Source organism: Streptomyces sp. NBC_00016 (assembly GCF_045040885.1).
GTDB lineage: Bacteria > Actinomycetota > Actinomycetes > Streptomycetales > Streptomycetaceae > Streptomyces > Streptomyces coriariae.
The window spans coordinates 3227042-3245908 of sequence record NZ_CP108304.1; the positions used below are offsets into that span (position 1 = coordinate 3227042).

An 18867-nucleotide genomic window follows, 5' to 3' on the forward strand; every position below is an offset into this window, starting at 1 on the left:
GGGTCGAGGACGACGATGGCCGCTCGTACCTGGTCGTACGGAGCGGTCACTGCGGACCGGCGCGCCTGCTGCCAATAATCGTGGCGAACGAGAGCACGGCGGCAGTCTGGCACAGTCCGTCCGTTTGCTCACCGGGTGTCTCAGGATGCGAGCAGCGCGTTCTCATACATCGGCGAGCAGGCTCTCGGCCAGGAACTCGCGGACGTGCCCGAGGACCTGTTCCCGGCCCGTGCCCCGCAGTCCGATGGCGACATGGATGGAGAAGCCGTCGAGGAGGGCGCGCAGCCGGGCCGCGAACCGGTCGGGGTCCACGCGCCGGAACTCGCCCCGCGACACCCCTTCCGCCAGCAGGGCGACCAGGTCGCGGTGCCAGGCGCCCTCGATGGCCGCCTGGCGGTCCCGGGCGTCCGCGTCGACGGCGGCGTTCTGCGAGCGGTTCCAGACCTCCAGCCAGAGCGTCCAGTGCGGGTCGCGGTGGCCGTCGGGGACGTACAGGTCGACATAGGCGTCGAGGCGCTCGCGGGCGGGGGCGGCGCGGGCCAGCAGCCGGGCGCGCTCTGCGCCGAGCCGGCCCTCGCTCCACTCCAGGGTGCGCAGCAGGAGTTCGTCCTTGGAGTGGAAGTAGTAGAGGAGATGGCCGCTGCTCATGCCGACCTCGCGGCCGAGCCCCGCCATGGTGAGCGTCTCCAGACCGCGCGCGGCGATCATCTCCATGGCGGCGGCCAGGACGTCCTCGCGGGGCGGCGCGTTCCTGCGTGCCCGTGCCGCTCCGGCCATTCCCGGCTCCCCTTCGTCTCGTCCCCGGATCTCAGACCCTCGGCTGCTGCTGGGTGATGCAGTGGATGCCACCGCCGCCGGAGAAGATCGTACGGGCGTCCACCAGGGTGACCGTGCGCTCCGGGAACAGGCGGCGGAAGACGCCCGCCGCGAGTTCGTCGCGCGGGTCGTCGAAGCCGCAGAGCACGACGCCGCCGTTGCAGAGGTAGTGGTTGATGTACGAGTAGTCGGCCCAGTGGCCGTCGGCCTCCAGGGCGGTCGGGGCGGCGACCTCGACGACCTCCAGACGGCGGCCCCGCGCGTCGGTCTGTGCCTTCAGCAGCCCGACGACCTCCTTCGTCACCTCGTGGTCGGGGTGGGCCGGGTCGGGCTGGTGGTGGGCGACGACGACTCCCGGGCGGGCGAAGGCGGCGACGATGTCGACGTGGCCGAGGGTGCCGAAGCCGTGGGGAGGGTAGTCGCCGGTGAGTCCGCGGGGCAGCCAGATCGCCTTGCGGGTGCCGAGCATGGCGTGGATCTCCGCCTCGACCTCGTCCCGCGTCCACCCCGGATTGCGCTCCGGGCCGAGCTGGACCGTCTCCGTCAGCAGGACCGTGCCCTCGCCGTCCACATGGATCGCGCCGCCCTCGTTGACCAGCTTCGAGGCGTACGTCCGTGCCCCCGCGAGGTCCGAGACATACGCGGCAATCTTCGCGTCGTGCTCCCAGCGGGCCCAGCCCTGGTCGCCCCAGCCGTTGAACGTCCAGTCGACGGCGGCGAGCCGCCCGTCCGCGCCGGTCAGGAAGGTGGGGCCGATGTCGCGCATCCAGGCGTCGTCGAGCTCGCGCTCGACCGTGTCGACGCCCGGTCCGAGGAGAGCGCGGGCGTGCGCCGACTGTCCGGGGCCGCACACCACGGTCACCGGCTCGAAGCGGTGGACCGCGCGGGCGACCGAGGCCCAGGCGGCCCGGGACGCGGCCAGGTCGTCGGGGTCGTCGAAGGTGGGGTTGGGGCCCGGCCACGCCATCCAGGTGCGCTCGTGCGGGGCCCACTCGGGGGGCATGCGGAAGCCGTCGGCGGCAGCAGACATCAGCGGTCCTCAGAGGAAGTACAGGCGGTTGAGGGAGACGGACTCGGCCGGCTCGGAGCGCAGCGGCTCGCCGTCGAGGGTGACCAGGCCGGTGCGCTGGTCGACGTCGACCGCTCCGGTACGCGAGTTGCGGAGCAGGTCGGCGGGGCCGATGCCGCGGGTGCCGCGGACGGCGACCCTGCGGCGGCGGGTCGGCATCGAGTCGCCGCCCCGGTCGAGGGCGGCCCGGGCGACGAAGGCGACCGAGATGTCGGCGGGCGTGGCCCCGTACGCCCCGAACTGCGGTCCGAGGACCAGGGGTTCGCAGGTGTCGGTGGCCGCGTTCGGGTCGCCGACCACGCCGTACGCCGGGAAGCCCGACTTGAGCACGAGCTGCGGCTTGGCGCCGAAGTACTCGGGGCGCCACAGCACGATGTCGGCGAGCTTGCCGACCTCGATCGAGCCGACCTCGTGCGCGAGGCCGTGGGCGATGGCCGGGTTGACGGTCAGCTTGGCGATGTAGCGCAGGACGCGCTCGTTGTCGTGGTCGCCGTCCGGGGCGCCGAACTCGGCCTTCATCTTCCCGGCCATGGCGAACGTACGGCGGACCGTCTCGCCCGCCCGGCCCATGCCCTGGGCGTCGGACGAGGTGATGCCGATCGCGCCCAGGTCGTGCAGGACATCCTCGGCGCCCATGGTGCCGGCCCGGATCCGGTCGCGGGCCATGGCGGCGTCGCCGGGCAGGTCGGTCTTCAGGTCGTGGACGGAGACGATCATGCCGTAGTGCTCGGCGACGGCGTCCCGGCCGAAGGGGAGGGTGGGGTTGGTGGAGGAGCCGATGACGTTCGCGACGCCCGCCATCTTCAGCACGTTCGGGACGTGCCCGCCGCCGCAGCCCTCGATGTGGAAGGCGTGGATGGTCCGGCCCTCCAGCACCCTCAGGGTGTCCTCGACCGACAGGCATTCGTTCAACCCGTCGCTGTGCAGGGCGACCTGTACGTCGTGTTCCTCGGCGACCCGCAACGCCGTGTCCAGCGCCCGGGTGTGGGCGCCCATGTCCTCGTGCACCTTGAAGCCCGAGGCGCCGCCCTCGGCGAGGGCCTCCACCAGGGGCGCGGCGGACGACGACGAACCCCGGCCGAGGAAGCCGATGTTGACCGGCCAGGCGTCGAACGCGTTGAACGCGTGCCGCAGCGCCCAGGGCGAGTTGACGCCGACGCCCCACACGGGCCCGAACTCCTGCCCGATGACCGTGGTCACCCCCGAGGCCAGCGAGGCCTCCATGATCCGCGGCGACAGCAGATGGACGTGGGTGTCGACGGCGCCCGCGGTGGCGATCAGCCCCTCGCCGGACACGATGGACGTGCCCGTGCCGACGACGACGTCGACCCCGTCGAGGGTGTCGGGGTTCCCGGCCCGCCCGATCGCGTGGATCCGGCCCTCCCGGATACCGATCGACACCTTCCGGATCCCCTGCACGGCGTCGATCACGACGACGTTGCTGATCACGACGTCACAGGTGTCGCGGACGGCGGCGGCCTTGAGGTGCAGCCCGTCCCGGGCGGTCTTGCCGAAGCCGGCCAGGAACTCGTCGCCGTGCCGCTGGGCGTCGGACTCGACGCGGATGACCAGCCCCGAGTCGCCGAGACGGACGCGGTCGCCGGCCCGGGGGCCGTGGGTGGCGGCGTACTCGTACGGGTTCATCGGGCCCCTCCCGCGGTCGCTCCCAGATATCCGCACGCGGCGGCCCGGCGCAGGGCCTCGTCCTTCGCCCCCGGCGCGTCGAGCGCCCCGTCGACCAGGCCGGCGAAGCCGATCGCGACCCGGTCGCCGCCGATCGGTACGAGCCCGACCTCGCTGCTCTCCCCCGGCCCGAAGCGCACGGAGGACCCGGCGGGGACGGCGAGCCGCATGCCGTAGGCCTTCTCCCGGGCGAAGTCGAGCCGCGGGTTGGCCTCGAAGAAGTGGAAGTGGGAGGTGACGGAGACGGGCACGGTCGCCGTGTTCGTGACCGCCAGCCGTACGGCCGCCTCGGGCTCGGCGTGCTCGGGCCCCGGCAGCAGGGCCCCCGGCGCCCGGTCCCCGAGCGTGCCCCCGGCGATCGGATCGCCGACGACCGCGAGCCGCGAGCCGTCGTCGAACACGGCCTCGACATGCACCTCGGTGACGACGTCCGCGACGCCCGGCAGCACGTCGTCCGGGCCGAGGACCGACCGGGCGCGTTCGATCGCCTCGGCGAGCCGGGCGCCGTCACGGGCGGCCTCGCACACCGTGTCCGCGATGAGCGCGGTCGCCTCGGGGACGTTCAGCCTGAGCCCGCGGGCCCTTCTCGCCCGGGCCAGCTCCGCCGCGCCGAAGAGCAGAAGGCGGTCCCGCTCGGTGGGGGTGAGTCGCACGTTGCTCTCCCTTTCTTTGAGCAGCACTCTAAACCTTCTGCTCGATGATCAGAAGGCATGGCCAGTAACTTTTGAGTGCTGCTCAAAGATGGGCGGACCCCGAGAACGCCGCAGGGCCACCCCTGACGGAGTGGCCCTGACGGGGTGGCCCAGACGGAGTGGCCCAGACGGAGTGGCCCTGCGGAAAAGGGGCGGCTAGCCCAGCTCGTGCATCCAGCCGTGCTTGTCCTCGGCCGTGCCGCGCTGGATGTCCAGCAGGGCCTGGCGGAGCCTGAGGGTGACCTCGCCGGGCTCGCCGCCCGACTGCTGCCACTCGCCGGCGGTGCGCTTGACCGTGCCGACCGGGGTGATCACGGCGGCGGTGCCGCAGGCGAAGACCTCCTTGAGGGCGCCGCTCTCGGAGTCGCGCTGCCACTGCTCGACCGAGACCCGGCCCTCCTCGGCCTCGTAGCCGAGGTCGCGGGCGACGGTGAGGAGGCTGTCACGGGTGACACCCTCCAGGATGGAGCCCGTGAGCGACGGCGTGATGATCTTGTCGCCGTACACGAAGTACAGGTTCATGCCGCCGAGCTCCTCGACCCACTTGCGCTCGACCGCGTCGAGGTAGCAGACCTGGGCGCAGCCCTGGGCGGCCGCTTCGGCCTGGGCGAGCAGGGACGCGGCGTAGTTGCCGCCCGTCTTGGCGTCGCCCATGCCACCGGGGACGGCACGCACGTGCTCCTCGGAGACCCAGATGGAGACGGGCTTGACGCCGCCCGGGAAGTAGGCGCCGGCCGGTGAGGCGATGACCAGGAACAGGTACTCGTTGGCCGGCTTCACACCCAGGCCGACCTCGGTCGCGATCATGAAGGGCCGCAGGTAGAGGGACTCCTCACCGCCGTGCGCGGGCACCCAGTCCTTGTCATGGCCGACGAGCGCGTCGCACGCCTCGATGAACGTCTCCACCGGCAGCTCGGGCATGGCCAGGCGGCGGGCCGAGCGCTGGAAGCGCTTGGCGTTCTGGTCCGGGCGGAAGGTGGCGACCGACCCGTCGGGGCGGCGGTACGCCTTCAGGCCCTCGAAGATCTCCTGCGCGTAGTGCAGGACGTTGGTGGCCGGGTCGAGGGGGATCGGCGCGTACGGAACGAGCTGACCGTCGTGCCAGCCGCGGCCCTCGGTCCACTTGATCGTCACCATGTGGTCGGTGAAGTGGCGGCCGAACCCGGGGTTCGCCAGGATCGCCTGCCGCTCGGCGGCGGAGGTGGGACTGGCGGAGGGCTTGAGCTCGATCGTGGGCGTCGTCATGAGTAGCTGTCCTTCGCTTCCTGGCGAGCGTCTGGGCCACCCCGCGTCTTTCGGCCGGGGGTCCGGGGGTTGTCCCCCGGAAGATGCAGCACCGGTTGTAGTGACGGGGCCGCGCTCACGCCCGTACGGCCAGTGGCCGGTGCTGGGACGTCCGAGCATTCCCTCATACCGCGGCTCCACGTTCGATTATCGCAAGCGGCGGACGAGGGCCAAAACGGCGTGAATGAGACCCAGGGTTGATGGTGGCACCCGGCGGGGGACATGCGGAAGCCGCCGGGTGCGGATGCGACCCGGCGGCTTCGAGAGGTTTCGCGCAGCGCGGGGTCAGCCGGCTACTCGTACGGCGAGCGCGTCACCGATCTCGGAGGTGCTGCGCGCGGGCAGCGAGCCGCGCTCCTCCAGGTCGACGGAGACGGCCTCCTCGATGCGGACCGCCTCGGCTTCGTAGCCGAGGTGGCGCAGCAGCAGGGCGACGGACAGGACCGTGGCGGTGGGGTCGGCCTTGCCCTGGCCGGCGATGTCCGGGGCCGAGCCGTGCACCGGCTCGAACATGGACGGGAACTCGCCGGACGGGTTGATGTTCCCGCTCGCGGCGACGCCGATACCGCCGGAGACGGCCGCGGCGAGGTCGGTGATGATGTCGCCGAAGAGGTTGTCGGTGACGATGACGTCGAAGCGCGCGGGGTCCGTGACGAGGTAGATCGTCGCGGCGTCCACGTGGATGTAGTCCGTGGTGACGTCGGGGAACTCCTCGGCCACCTGGTTGAAGACGTTCGTCCAGAGGTGACCGGCGAAGGCCAGCACGTTGTTCTTGTGGACCAGCGTGAGCTTCTTGCGGGGGCGGGCCTGGGCACGGGCGAAGGCGTCCCGGACCACGCGCTCGACACCGAAGGCCGTGTTCACGGAGACCTCGGTGGCGACCTCGTGCGGGGTGCCCTTGCGGATCGTGCCGCCGTTGCCGGTGTACGGACCCTCGGTGCCCTCGCGGACCACGATGAAGTCGATCTCGGGCTGGCCGGCCAGCGGGGTGGCGACACCCGGGAGGAGCTTCGACGGACGCAGGTTGACGTGGTGGTCGAAGAGGAAGCGCAGCTTGAGCAGGAAACCCCGCTCCAGGACGCCGGAGGGGACGCTCGGGTCGCCGATCGCGCCGAGCAGGATGGCGTCGTGCCGCTTGAGCGCCTCGGCGTCCGCGTCGGTGAGGGTCTCACCGGTGGCGTGGTAGCGCCGGGCGCCGAAGTCGTACTCCTCGGTCTCCAGCTTCACATCCTGCGGGAGGACGGCGGAGAGGACCTTGAGACCTTCGGCCACGACCTCCTGGCCGATGCCGTCACCGGGAATCACTGCGAGATTGAGGCTGCGAGACATACGGGAACCGTACTCCTCGTCCCAGGGGATGACATGGACCGTCCGCCATACGGACAGAGGAGTCGCGGCGCGCACCGGGCGGCGCGGACCTGCGGTGTCGTGCGGGGTCGAGGTGCGACGCGGGTCCCGAAGTCCCGTTCGGGGCCCGCGTCGCACCCCGTGCGGGTGCGGCTCCCGGGCTGCGGGGCGGCTCGGCTCAGTGGCCGGTCTCGCCGCCGTTGTCACGACGGTCGAGGGCACGCTGGAGCGCCGCGGCGGCGTTCTTCCGGTCGGACTCGTTCGTACGGGAGATGTGGCGGACTCGGCGGCGGACGGTCGTCTCGGCCATGAGAAATCGACTCCTTCGAATTCCAGGGAGTGCGGAAGGGGGTTTCGAGACGCCGGATGGGGCGGGGAGCGGGCCGCAGGGGTTGCCTGCGCGGGGCCCGGCTCACGACCGCCATTCGCTTGGTCGAGCGAGACGTTCGGCTCCTACAAAGCTAAGGGAGGAGCACGCGCCTGTCTCTACAATTACTCGGACTTCCTACTATCTGAGACGGCCCCCCGGGTCACCCCATGCCGACCTGCGGTTTCGCGGACGACCTCAGCTCCCGGACGAGCGCCCGGACGGCCGCGGTCGCGGCCAGCTCCGGGGTCGTGACATAGCCGACCTGACGGGTGGGCCGCTCGGGGCCGAGGTCGGTGACCTCCGTCCCGAAGGGCGTCCGGGTGAGGGAGAGCGCGGGCATGATCGCCATCCCCAGACCGCTGCTCACCATCGACAGCACCGCCCCGTCGTCCTCGGCGCGGACGGTCGCCGCGGGGATCCAGTCCTGCGCGGCCCACCACGCGCGCGTGTAGGACGAGCAGTTCTCCGTCCAGTCGACGAGCGGGAGGGAGCGCGGGTCGGCGTGACCCGCCGGGTGCACCAGCGCGTACGGCTCCTCCAGCAGCACGTCCCCCACCAGCTCCGGCGGGATCGGCGCGCTGGTGCCGAAGGTGGCGATCCCGAGGTCGGCCCGCCCCTCGGCCACCGCGCCGGCCGTCCCCGGACCCACTTCCCGTACGACGGTCACGCTCGCCTCGATCCCCGGATGCCGCGCGGCCAGCCGCTCCAGGACGGACGGCAGCAGATACAGGGCCGCGCTGCGGAAGGCCGCGATGCGCAACGGCCCTTCGACCCGGCCCGGTCCGGCACCCGCCGCCCCGACCCCCCGCGTCTCGGCCACCAGGGTCTGGAGCATCCGCAGCACGCGTCGGGCGTGGGCGACCGCGCGGGCGCCGGCCGGGGTGGTCCGGGCGCCGAACCGGCCACGCTCGAACAGGACGACCCCCACCTTGCCCTCGATCCCGCGCACCGCGTGCGAGACGGCCGACTGGGTGGTCCCGAGCCGGGCGGCGGCGGCCGAGAAGCCCCCCTCGTCCGCGACGGCCACCAGAGTCCGCAACTCCTGCGGCGCGAGATCGACTGCGCTCACGCGAGGCTCCCACCTGCTGCCATGAGGGCGACTCATGGGTCGCCCCGTTCCATGAACGCAACCCTCTGCCCGCCGCCCGCATTCCTGCCTACGGTCCCCTCCCATGACCAGCACCGCGCTCACCGTGCAGCAGACCGCCCGTCCGACCGGCTTCCCCACCCCCGGCCACTTCCGCTTCGCCGAGTCCCCGGTCCCGGAACCGGCCCCGGGGACGGCCCTGGTGGAGAACCTCTACTGGTCGGTCGACCCCTACCACCGCGAAATGATGGACGACGACTTCGAGTTGAACGCCCCGCTGGAGGGACGCGCGCTCGGCCGGATCGTCGCCACCCGCGATCCGGCGGCCCTCCCCGAGGGGGAGATCGTCTTCCACCGCCAGGGCTGGCGCACCCACGCGGTGGTCCGCCCGGAGGAGGTCAGACGGCTCCCCCGGTACGAAGGGGTGCCGCTCTCGGCGTACTTGAGCCTCCTCGGCGGCACGGGCCTGACGGCCTACGTCGGCCTCACCCGCATCGCCCGGCTGCGTGAGGGCGAGGACCTGTTCGTCTCCGCGGCGGCGGGCGGGGTCGGCACGGCCACGGGACGCTTCGCGCGGCTGCTCGGGGCGGGCCGGCTGATCGGCAGCGCGGGCTCGGCGGAGAAGGTGCGGTACCTGACCCGGCAGGTCGGCTACGACGCGGCCTTCGACTACCACGACGGCCCGGTCGCCGACCTGCTGGCGAAGGCCGCCCCCACCGGCGTCGACGTCTTCGTCGACAACGTGGGCGGCGAACATCTCGGGGCGGCGATCGGCGCGCTGCGGGAGCGGGGGCGGGTGGTGCGCGTCGGCACGGTCGGGCAGTACAACACGCCCGACGCGCCGCCGGTGGTGTTCGACCACGCCGGCATGGTGGAGAAGAGCCTGCGCATGGAGGGCTTCCTGGTGCGCGATCACCCGCACGTCCAGGAGGAGTTGTACGAGTTCGCCGTACCGCATCTGCTGAGCGGGGCACTGGCGCTGGACGAGACGGTGGTGGACGGGTTCGAGCGGATCGTGGACGCGTTCCTGCTGATGCTGCGCGGCGGGAACACGGGGAAGATCCTGGTGCGCCGACAGCCTAACCTCTAAAAGACTCTTGACCGGTTAGGCGATCGCGTGGTGCACTCGTGGCATGACCCTCCACGCCGACCGCCAGGTCCGTCACCGCACCACCACCGTCCGCGGCCACGAGGTGTACTACCGGGAGGCGGGCCCGGCCGACGCACCGGTCCTGCTGCTCCTGCACGGCTTCCCGAGCAGCTCCCACATGTTCCGCGACCTGATCCCGCTGCTCGCCGACAGTCATCGCGTCATCGCCCCCGACCACCTGGGCTTCGGCCGGTCGGCGGCGCCCGCCGACTTCCGGTACACCTTCGACGAACTGGCCGCCGTCACCGGCGAGTTCACCGAGCAGCTGGGCCTGAAGGAGTTCGCGCTCTACATCCAGGACTACGGCTCCCCCATCGGCCTGCGCCTCGCCCTCGCCCACCCCGAGCGGGTGACCGCGATCATCACGCAGAACGGCAACGCCTACGAGGAGGGGCTCGGGGCTCAGGCCTGGGCGCCGGTGCTGGCGCTGATCGCGGAGCGGACCCCGAAGACCGAGGCGCCGGTGCGCGAGATCAGCAGCCCGGACGGGATCAGGTGGCAGTACCTGCACGGGGTTCCGCCGGAGCAGCAGGAGCTCGTGAGCCCCGACGCCTACGAGCACGACGCGGCCCTCATGGCCCGGCCCGGCCAGCCCGAGATCCAGCTCGACCTGATCTCCGACTACGGCTCCAACTTCGCGCTCTACCCGGCCTTCCAGGAGTACTTCCGCACCAGCCAGGTCCCGCTGCTGGCGGTCTGGGGCGCCGGCGACGAGATCTTCGTCCCGGCCGGCGCGCTCGCGTTCCGCCGCGACCTGCCCCGGGCGGAGGTGCACCTGCTGCCCACCGGGCACTTCGCCCTGGAGACACACGCGGGCCAGATCGCGGCGTTGATCGGCGACTTCCTCGGCCGCGCCGTCACCCGCTGACGCACCCGCCGTCGGAGAACGGGAAGGGGCCGGGCAGTAGCCCGGCCCCTTCCTCCGTCATGCCGTGCCGCTGTACGACGACGCGTCAGCCCATGTGCGGGTACGGGTAGTCGGTCGGCGCGACCAGCGTCTCCTTGATGGCACGGGTCAGGGTCCAGCGCATCAGGTTCTGCGGCGCGCCGGCCTTGTCGTTGGTGCCGGAGGCGCGGCCGCCGCCGAAGGGCTGCTGACCGACGACGGCGCCGGTCGACTTGTCGTTGATGTAGAAGTTGCCGGCCGCGTAGCGCAGCTTCTCCATCGTGTACGCGGCGGCCGCGCGGTCGCCGGAGATGACCGAGCCCGTCAGCGCGTAGTCCGACACCGACTCCATCTGGGTCAGCATCTCGTCGTACGCCTCGGCCGAGCTGTCGTCGTACACGTGCACGGCGAGGAAGGGGCCGAAGTACTCGGTCGTGAAGACCTCGTTCTCCGGGTCGGTGCACTCGACGACGGTCGGGCGGACGAAGTAGCCGACCGAGTCGTCGTAGGAGCCGCCCGCGACGATCGTGCAGGCCGGGTCCGCCTTCGCGCGGTCGATCGCCGCCTTGTTCTTGGCGAAGGACCGCTCGTCGATGACGGCGCCGATGAAGTTCGAGAGGTCGGTGACGTCACCCATCGTGAGGTAGTCGACCTCGGCCGCGAACTCCTCCTTGAAGCCGGAGTTCCAGATCGACGCCGGGATGTAGGCCCGGGAGGTCGCGCTGCACTTCTGGCCCTGGTACTCGAAGGCGCCACGGGTGAGCGCCGTCTTCAGCACCGCGCGGTCCGCGCTCGGGTGGGCGACGACGAAGTCCTTGCCGCCGGTCTCACCGACCAGACGCGGGTAGGAGCGGTACTTCTCGATGTTGGCGCCGACCGTCTTCCACAGGTACTGGAAGGTCTTGGTCGAGCCGGTGAAGTGGATGCCGGCGAGGTCGCGGTGGTTCAGGGCCACCTCGGAGACCTCGATCCCGTCGCCGGTGACCAGGTTGATGACGCCCTTGGGCAGCCCGGCCTCCTCCAGCAGCTGCATCAGCAGGACGGCGGCGTGGGTCTGCGTCGGCGACGGCTTCCACACGACCACGTTGCCCATCAGCGCGGGCGCGGTCGGCAGGTTGCCCGCGATGGCGGTGAAGTTGAACGGCGTGATCGCGTAGACGAAGCCCTCGAGCGGGCGGTGGTCGAGGCGGTTCCAGACGCCCGGGGAGTTCGCCGGGGGCTGCTCGGCCAGGATCTGGCGGGCGTAGGCCACGTTGAAGCGCCAGAAGTCGACCAGCTCACAGGGACAGTCGATCTCCGCCTGCTGGGCGGTCTTCGACTGGCCGAGCATGGTGGAGGCGGCGAGCGTCTCGCGCCAGGGACCGGCGAGCAGCTCGGCGGCGCGCAGGATGATCGCGGCGCGGTCGTCGAAGGACATCGCACGCCAGGCGGGCGCGGCGGCGAGCGCCGCGTCGACGGCGTCCTGGGCGTCCTGCCGCGTGGCGTTGGCGTAGGTGCCGAGGCGGGCCTTGTGGTTGTGCGGCTGCACGACGTCGAAGCGCTCGCCGCCGCCCATCCGCTGCTCGCCGCCGATGGTGCAGGGCAGGTCGATCGGGTTGTCGGCCAGTTCCTTGAGCTTGGCCTCCAGCCGGGTGCGCTCCGGCGAGCCGGGGGCGTAGCCGTGCACCGGCTCGTTGACGGGGGTGGGGACCTGGGTTACCGCGTCCATGTCTTCCGTTACTCCTTCTGAGCGGGTGTTTCGAGCGGGGGGTGCGGGCTCAGCCCTTGCTGATCATCGAACGGACATCAACGGACGAAGAACCGCAGGTCGGCCGGCTTCTCCGCGAGCCGGCGCATGCTGCGCCTTCCCGGGGGGACGACCCCCGGACCCCGGCAGAAAAGCGGCGCCGACATCGTGTCTCAGCCCCGGGTGAGCATGCTGCGGGCGAAGAAACGCAGGTTGGCCGGCTTCTCCGCGAGCCGGCGCATGAAGTAGCCGTACCAGTCGGTGCCGTAGGCGGTGTAGACACGCATGCGGTGCCCCTCGGCCGCCAGCCGCAGGTGCTCGTCACCGCGGATGCCGTACAGCATCTGGAACTCGTACTCGTCCAGCTTGCGCCCGGCCTTGCGGGCGAGCTCCTGCGCGATGGAGATGAGGCGCGGGTCGTGGGACCCGATCATGGGGTACCCCTCGCCCTCCATCAGCGTGCGCAGGATCCGGACGTACGCCTTGTCGATCTCGTGCTTCTGCTGGTGGGCGACCTCGGCGGGCTCCTTGTACGCGCCCTTCACGAGCCGTACCCGGCTGCCGCTCGCCGCAAGACGGCGGGCGTCGGCCTCGGTGCGGAAGAGGTAGGCCTGGATGACACAGCCGGTCTGCGGGAAGTCCTTCCGCAGCTCCTCGTGGATGGCGAACATCGAGTCGAGGGTGGTGTGGTCCTCGGCGTCGAGGGTGACGGTGGTGCCGATGGCCGCGGCGGCCTCGACGACCGGCCGCACGTTGCCGAGGGCCAGCTCGTGGCCTCCCTCCAGCGCCTGGCCGAACATCGACAGCTTGACGGACATCTCGACCCGCTCGCCGAGCTCCAGCTCCGCGAGCCGGTCGATCAGCGCCAGGTAGGCGTCCCGGGCGGCGGCGGCCTGCTCGGGCGTGGTGATGTCCTCGCCCACGACGTCCATCGTCAGCTCCAGCCCCCCGGCGGTGAGCTCCTCGACGATCGGGACGATGTCGTCGACCGTCTCACCGGGGATGAAGCGGTCCACGACCTGCTTCGTCACCGGGGCCGCCGAGATCAGGCGTCGCATCCGGTCGCTGCGCGAAGCGGCGAGAATCACGGGACCCAGCACGGGGCACCTCCACATACCAACCCATACGAGGCCGTTGCCCGACGATCGGGGAACGGCACGGAGAACCACCGTGAAACCTAAGGATCCCTCCGATCGTGGGCCATCGACAGCTGTCACGCATCCCTGCCGCGGATCTCAGACAGATGTATGAAGAGGTGCGGAAATGCGGGAGAATGCCTGAGTGACAGCCGATGCTCCATCCTTCAATCACGCGGGTGACTACCAGGAGCTGGTCGACGAGATCTCCGAGCTGCTCGGCGCTCCCGCGACCCTGGAGAACCGGGATTTCGAGCTGATCGCCTTCGGCGCCTACGACAGCGAGGGCGAGCTCGACGCGTCGGCGCTGGATCCGGTGCGCACCCGCTCGATCCTGACCCGGCGCTCCACGGCGGCCGTCCGCACCTGGTTCGAGGGCTTCGGCATCACCCGCGCGACCGGCCCGGTCCGGATCCCGCCGACCCCGGAGGCCGGGGTGTACCGGGGGCGCGTCTGCCTCCCCGTACGGCACCGGGGGGTCGTCCTCGGCTATGTCTGGCTGCTCGACGACGACCCCGGGCCCTCGGACGCCCAGCTGGCGGCCGCGATGGGGGTGACCGGCCGGATCGGCGCCCTGCTCGCCGACGAGGCCCAGCACGGCGCGGACCTCACCCGCGAGCTGCGGGCGGTACTCACCGCGCAGCCCGACTGGCAGCGGGACATGGCGGTGGCGGAGCTGCGCACCGCGCTCGGCGCCCGCGCGGACGGCCCGCACACGGTGGTGTGCGTGACGCCCTGGCCGTCCGCCGACCCGGACGACGCGCCCTCGCTGCGTACGCTGCCGGGGGCGACGGCGCTGTGCACCGTGCCGTGGGGCACCGCGTCCCAGTCCCTGGCGCTACTGGTCCGCCTGCGCTCGACGGACACCCTCACCCCGGCGACGACGGCGGCGGCCCGGCTGCTGGAGCGGGCGGGAGAGTCCGCCGCGGGAGTGGCCGCCGGGCGGGCCGGCCTCGCGGAACTCGGCGCCGCCTGGCAGGAGGCGTCGGCGTCGGCGCGGGCGGCGCTCGCGGAGCCCGGCCTCGGCCCGGTCGCCCGGTGGGCGTCCATCGGCCCCTACCGCCTGCTGACCGCCCTGCCCCGGGAGAGCGCCCAGGACCCCGCCGTACGGACCCTGTTGGCCCCCGCCCACCGCGAACTCGCCCGCACGGCCGAGGTGTACCTCGACTGCGCGGGCCAAGCGGGCCGCACGGCAGCCGAGTTGGGCATCCACCGGCAGACTCTCTACTACCGGCTGTCCCGGGTGGAACAGCTGACCGGCCTGGATCTGGACGACGGCGAGGACCGGCTGCTCCTGCACATGACGCTCAAGGCGGCCCGGCTGCCCTGAGCCGGCGCTCCGGGCCCGCCCGGACGACCCGCCCGGATCAGGCCTCAGCGGCGCCCGCGATCACCCGGCGCAGCCCCTCGGTGAGCTGTGCCGCATCGGTCGCCGAGTCCGGGTCGAAGAGCCACTGGACCATGAGCCCGTTGAGGAGCGTCTGGTAGAAGCGGCCCTCCGTGTCGACGGTCTCCTTGTCGAGCTCGTCCTCCGGGACGCCGTTGAACATGGGCACGATCCCCGACCGGCCCTGCTCCTGCGCCTCGGCCAGCAGCTTGCGCACCTCGGGGAGCCGGTCGCCCTGGACGATGAGCTCGAAGCTCAGCAGCCAGACGGCCCGCGTCCGCGGCACCGACCCGATGATGCTCGCCCACACCTCCTGGAAGCGCTCCAGCGACCCGGCGGCCGCCGTCATCTCGCCCCCCGCCCCCCACCCGGGGTCGAACTCGTCGCCGGCGCCCTCGATCAACGAGACGTACGCCCGCACCAGCAGCGCGTCCTTCGACCCGTAGTGGTAGCCGATGGACGCCAGGTTGGTCCCCGACTCCTTGACGATGTCCCGCGCGGTCGTACGCAGGAACCCCTTCTCCAGCAGGCAGCGCTTGGCGCCCTCGAGCAGATCCTCACGGTGTCCCATGCCCGCCACCCTACCCCCGATCCATACAGCCGTCCTAGACGCATGACTTATACAAGCGTTCTAGACACGCGTTTAAGACGCTCGTACAGTCACCGTCATGACCAACCCGACGAACTCGACCGACGCGACCGACGCGACCGACTCGACCGACGCGACGAACACGGTGAGCACCGCCGCATCTCCCGCATCTCCCGCAGGCCGCGCCGACCGCGCCGGCCGCCGTGAATGGACCGCGCTGGGCGTGCTGATGCTTCCGCTCCTGCTGGTCTCCATGGACGTCTCCGTCCTCTACTTCGCCATCCCGGCGATCAGCGCGGACCTGGGGCCGACCGGCACCCAGCAGCTGTGGATCTTCGACATCTACGCCTTCGTGCTGGCGGGCCTGCTGATGACGATGGGCTCGCTCGGCGACCGCATCGGCCACCGCAGGCTGCTGATGATCGGCGCCGCCGCCTTCGGCGCCGCCTCACTGACCGCCGCGTACGCGAACAGCGCCGAGACCCTGATCGCGGCCCGCGCGGTCCTCGGCATCGGCGGCGCGACCCTGATGCCCGCGACGATGGCCCTGATCCGCACGATGTTCACCGACCCGGGCCAGCGCGCGAAGGCCATCGGCATGTGGTCCGCGGTGATGACGGGCGGCATCGCGCTCGGCTCGGTGATGAGCGGCCTGCTGGTGCAGTACTTCTGGTGGGGCTCGGTCTTCCTGGTCAACCTGCCCGCGATGGTCCTGCTGCTCGTCCTCGGCCCGGCCCTGCTGCCGGAGTCCCGCGACCCCGCCCCCGGCCGCTTCGACTGGCCGAGCGTCCCGCTGTCGATGGCCGCCGTCCTGCCCGTGATCTACGGCCTGAAGGAGATCCCCTCCGAGGGCTGGCACGCGCAGTACGTCGTCTCGGTCACCGTCGGTCTGCTCTTCGCGGTCCTCTTCGTCCACCGCCAGCGCACCACGGCCGCACCGATGATCTCCCCGGCCCTGTTCCGCGGCCGCGGTTTCGCCCCGGCCCTCGCCCTCAATCTGGTCTCCGCCTTCGGCATGCTGGGCTCGGCGTTCTTCACCACCCAGTACCTCCAGTCGGTCCTCGGCAGGAGCGCGCTGGAAGCGGCCCTGTGGGCGCTGCTCCCCTCGGTGCCGATCGGCCTGGCGGCCCCGGTCGCGACCTCCCTGGTCCAAAAGGGCGTCGACCGCGCCTACGTGGTGACGGCCGGCTTCGCGATCGGCGCGAGCGGCTACGCGCTGCTGGCCCTCGCCGGTACGGACTCGATGTGGCTCGTGCTGACCGCCTGCGCGGTCCTGGCCTGCGGGATCGTCATGGTCCTGTCCCAGATGACGGACCTGGCGCTGGGCGCGGCCCCGGTCGAACGGGCGGGCTCCGCGGCCGCCCTGCTGGAGACCGGCACCGAGTTCGGCGGCGCCCTCGGCATGGCCGTCCTAGGCTCCATCGGCACGGCGATCTACCGCCACGACATCCCGGCCACGGCCCCGGCCGAGGCCCGCGAGACCCTCGGCGGCGCCCTGGCGGTGGCGGGCCGTCTCCCGGGGCGCACGGGAGACGCCCTGACGACGACGGCACGCGAGGCGTTCACCAGTGGCATGCACGGCGCGGCGATCGCCGGGGCGGTACTCCTCGCCGGAGCGGCGGCAGCGGCTTCGGTCACGCTGCGGCGGATCCGGGTCGACGACACGAAGTGACACCAGCAAAAGGAGCCGGGCGGACTGGATCACTCCAGCCCGCCCGGCTCCTGCTTTCGAGCAACGCTCAGCTTCGAGCCACGCCCGGTAGATCCAGCCCGTCCGGCGTTTGAGGACGAGGCCCCTTCAGGGCCGAAGCGGGGGCCTGGGGGCGGCAGCCCCCAGTACGTGCGGCAACCTCAGACGAGGTTCACCGCACGAGCGGACGTCGCGCCGATCTCCTCGGCGACCTCCGCCAGCACCCCGGCGGGCACCGCGTCGTCGACGGTCAGAACGGCCAGCGCCTCGCCACCGACCGCCGCGCGGGCGACCTGCATGCCGGCGATGTTGATGCCCGCCTCGCCGAAGACCCGGCCCACGGTGCCGACGACACCCGGACGGTCCTCGTACTTGAGGACGACCATGTGATCGGCGAGCGCGAGGTCGACGTCGTACTCGCCGACCGCGACGATCTTCTGGAGGTGCTTCGGACCGGCCAGCGTGCCGGAGACCGACACCTCCTCGCCGTCCGAGAGCGTGCCGCGCACCGTGACGACGTTGCGGTGGTCGGCCGACTCGGAGCTGGTGGTCAGCCGCACCTCGACGCCGCGCTCCTGCGCGAACAGCGGGGCGTTGACGTACGAGACGGTCTCGTCGACGACGTCCTCGAAGACACCCTTGAGAGCCGACAGCTCCAGCACCTTCACGTCGTGCTGGGTGATCTCGCCGTACACCTCGACGTCGAGGCGGACCGCGACCTCACCCGCGAGCGCGGTGAAGATGCGGCCGAGGCGCTCGGCGAGGGGCAGACCGGGCTTGACGTCCTCGGCGATGACACCGCCCTGGACGTTCACCGCGTCCGGCACCAGCTCGCCCGCGAGGGCGAGGCGCACCGAACGCGCGACCGCGATACCGGCCTTCTCCTGGGCCTCGTCGGTCGAGGCGCCGAGGTGCGGGGTGGCCACGACCTGGTCGAACTCGAAGAGCGGGGAGTCCGTGCAGGGCTCCTTCGCGTACACGTCGAGGCCGGCGCCGGCGACGCGGCCCTCCTTCAGCGCCGAGTACAGCGCCTCCTCGTCGACGATCCCGCCGCGCGCGGCATTGACGATGCGCACGCTCGGCTTGACCTTGCGCAGCGCCTCGTCGCCGATCAGACCGACCGTCTCGGGGGTCTTGGGCAGGTGGACGGTGATGAAGTCGGCGACCTCGAGCAGCTCGTCCAGCGAAAGGACCTTCACGCCCATCTGCGCGGCGCGGGCGGGCTGGATGTAGGGGTCGTACGCGACGACCTTCATGCCGAAGCCGGACATGCGCTGCGCGACGAGCGCACCGATACGGCCGAGGCCGACGACGCCGAGGGTCTTCTCGGCCAGCTCGACGCCCGTGTACTTGCTGCGCTTCCACTCGCCGTTCTTCAGCGCGGCGTTGGCCTGCGGAATGTGGCGGGCGGTGGCGAGCAGCAGACCGCAGGCCAGTTCGGCGGCGGTCACGATGTTGGAGGTGGGGGCGTTGACGACCATCACGCCGGCCTTGGTGGCGGACGGAACGTCGACATTGTCCAGGCCGACGCCGGCTCGTGCGACGACCTTCAGTTTCTTCGCGGCGGCGATCGCCTCGGCGTCCACCTTGGTGGCCGAGCGGATCAGGATCGCGTCGACATCGGCGATGGCCGGGAGCAGTTCGGCTCGGTCCGCTCCGTTGGCGTGCCGGATCTCGAAGTCCGGGCCGAGCGCGTCCACGGTCGCGGGCGACAGCTCTTCAGCGATGAGTACGACAGGTTTCGAGCTCACGTGAGTCCTCACAAGTCCAAAGCGTGCGGACGGCCGTCCCGACGGCCGCAGGCGGAGGAGGGGCTAGCCGCGTGGAAGACGCACGACGCTGTGGGCCTGACGCGTATTAGTCCAGCAGTGTAGTGCTGCCACGGAGGTCGCCTCACGCCTCCGCGGAAGGATCACCCGTCCGTGGTGGACGGGATGGACAACGGGGCCGGAGCG

The 18867-nt window shown here is 71.6% G+C and carries 16 protein-coding genes; 4 read left to right on the forward strand and 12 right to left on the reverse strand.

The features are described from left to right. Window positions 1-162: 162 nt before the first annotated feature. From OG933_RS14100 to OG933_RS14135, 8 genes are all read right to left on the reverse strand, one after another. Complete coding sequence (locus tag OG933_RS14100; RefSeq protein WP_054239783.1) at window positions 163-777, reverse strand: TetR/AcrR family transcriptional regulator; 615 nt, start codon at window positions 775-777, stop codon at window positions 163-165. Between the two features lie 31 nt (window positions 778-808). Continuing rightward, window positions 809-1846, reverse strand: a complete 1038-nt coding sequence (locus OG933_RS14105; protein WP_405627336.1) for an agmatine/peptidylarginine deiminase — start codon at window positions 1844-1846, stop codon at window positions 809-811. A 9-nt stretch (window positions 1847-1855) separates the two neighbouring features. After that, window positions 1856-3529: an urease subunit alpha gene (locus OG933_RS14110; RefSeq protein WP_405627337.1), complete on the reverse strand. Its 1674-nt coding sequence runs from the start codon at window positions 3527-3529 to the stop codon at window positions 1856-1858. Next, window positions 3526-4221, reverse strand: a complete 696-nt coding sequence (gene ureA, locus OG933_RS14115) for an urease subunit gamma (protein ID WP_362531363.1) — start codon at window positions 4219-4221, stop codon at window positions 3526-3528. Before ureA ends, OG933_RS14110 begins: the two co-directional genes overlap by 4 nt. A 195-nt stretch (window positions 4222-4416) precedes the next feature. Further along, on the reverse strand, window positions 4417-5505 hold the full coding sequence (locus tag OG933_RS14120; RefSeq protein WP_405627338.1) for a branched-chain amino acid aminotransferase: 1089 nt from the start codon (window positions 5503-5505) through the stop codon (window positions 4417-4419). Between the two features lie 324 nt (window positions 5506-5829). Next, entirely contained in the window at window positions 5830-6873 is a 1044-nt protein-coding gene (locus tag OG933_RS14125) for a 3-isopropylmalate dehydrogenase (protein WP_362531357.1), read from the reverse strand. A gap of 196 nt (window positions 6874-7069) precedes the next feature. Further along, window positions 7070-7201, reverse strand: a complete 132-nt coding sequence (locus OG933_RS14130; RefSeq protein ID WP_362531355.1) for a hypothetical protein — start codon at window positions 7199-7201, stop codon at window positions 7070-7072. A 220-nt stretch (window positions 7202-7421) separates the two neighbouring features. Then, window positions 7422-8330, reverse strand: a complete 909-nt coding sequence (locus OG933_RS14135; RefSeq protein WP_405627339.1) for a LysR family transcriptional regulator — start codon at window positions 8328-8330, stop codon at window positions 7422-7424. A gap of 103 nt (window positions 8331-8433) precedes the next feature. Between OG933_RS14135 and OG933_RS14140 the strand changes: the two genes are divergently transcribed. Further along, window positions 8434-9438, forward strand: coding sequence for an NADP-dependent oxidoreductase (locus OG933_RS14140; protein ID WP_405627340.1), 1005 nt, complete (start codon window positions 8434-8436; stop codon window positions 9436-9438). A 43-nt stretch (window positions 9439-9481) separates the two neighbouring features. Continuing rightward, entirely contained in the window at window positions 9482-10366 is an 885-nt protein-coding gene (locus OG933_RS14145) for an alpha/beta hydrolase (RefSeq protein WP_362531346.1), read from the forward strand. A gap of 85 nt (window positions 10367-10451) precedes the next feature. Here the strand turns inward: OG933_RS14145 and pruA are convergent, their stop codons facing one another. Both pruA and OG933_RS14155 read right to left on the reverse strand, forming a co-directional pair. Continuing rightward, complete coding sequence (pruA, locus tag OG933_RS14150) at window positions 10452-12092, reverse strand: L-glutamate gamma-semialdehyde dehydrogenase (protein ID WP_405627341.1); 1641 nt, start codon at window positions 12090-12092, stop codon at window positions 10452-10454. Between the two features lie 191 nt (window positions 12093-12283). Further along, window positions 12284-13210, reverse strand: coding sequence for a proline dehydrogenase family protein (locus tag OG933_RS14155; RefSeq protein WP_362531340.1), 927 nt, complete (start codon window positions 13208-13210; stop codon window positions 12284-12286). Between the two features lie 181 nt (window positions 13211-13391). On the opposite strand from OG933_RS14155, the gene OG933_RS14160 reads away from it, so the two are divergent. Further along, window positions 13392-14576 carry a helix-turn-helix domain-containing protein gene (locus OG933_RS14160; protein WP_362531337.1) on the forward strand — a complete coding sequence of 395 codons (1185 nt, stop codon included), beginning with the start codon at window positions 13392-13394 and terminating at the stop codon, window positions 14574-14576. A gap of 37 nt (window positions 14577-14613) precedes the next feature. Here the strand turns inward: OG933_RS14160 and OG933_RS14165 are convergent, their stop codons facing one another. Next, window positions 14614-15204: a TetR/AcrR family transcriptional regulator gene (locus OG933_RS14165; protein WP_362531335.1), complete on the reverse strand. Its 591-nt coding sequence runs from the start codon at window positions 15202-15204 to the stop codon at window positions 14614-14616. Between the two features lie 97 nt (window positions 15205-15301). On the opposite strand from OG933_RS14165, the gene OG933_RS14170 reads away from it, so the two are divergent. After that, entirely contained in the window at window positions 15302-16894 is a 1593-nt protein-coding gene (locus OG933_RS14170) for an MFS transporter (RefSeq protein ID WP_405627343.1), read from the forward strand. A 179-nt stretch (window positions 16895-17073) separates the two neighbouring features. On the opposite strand, the gene serA is transcribed toward OG933_RS14170, so the two are convergent. Continuing rightward, on the reverse strand, window positions 17074-18663 hold the full coding sequence (gene serA / locus OG933_RS14175) for a phosphoglycerate dehydrogenase (RefSeq protein ID WP_020131431.1): 1590 nt from the start codon (window positions 18661-18663) through the stop codon (window positions 17074-17076). Window positions 18664-18867: the final 204 nt, after the last annotated feature.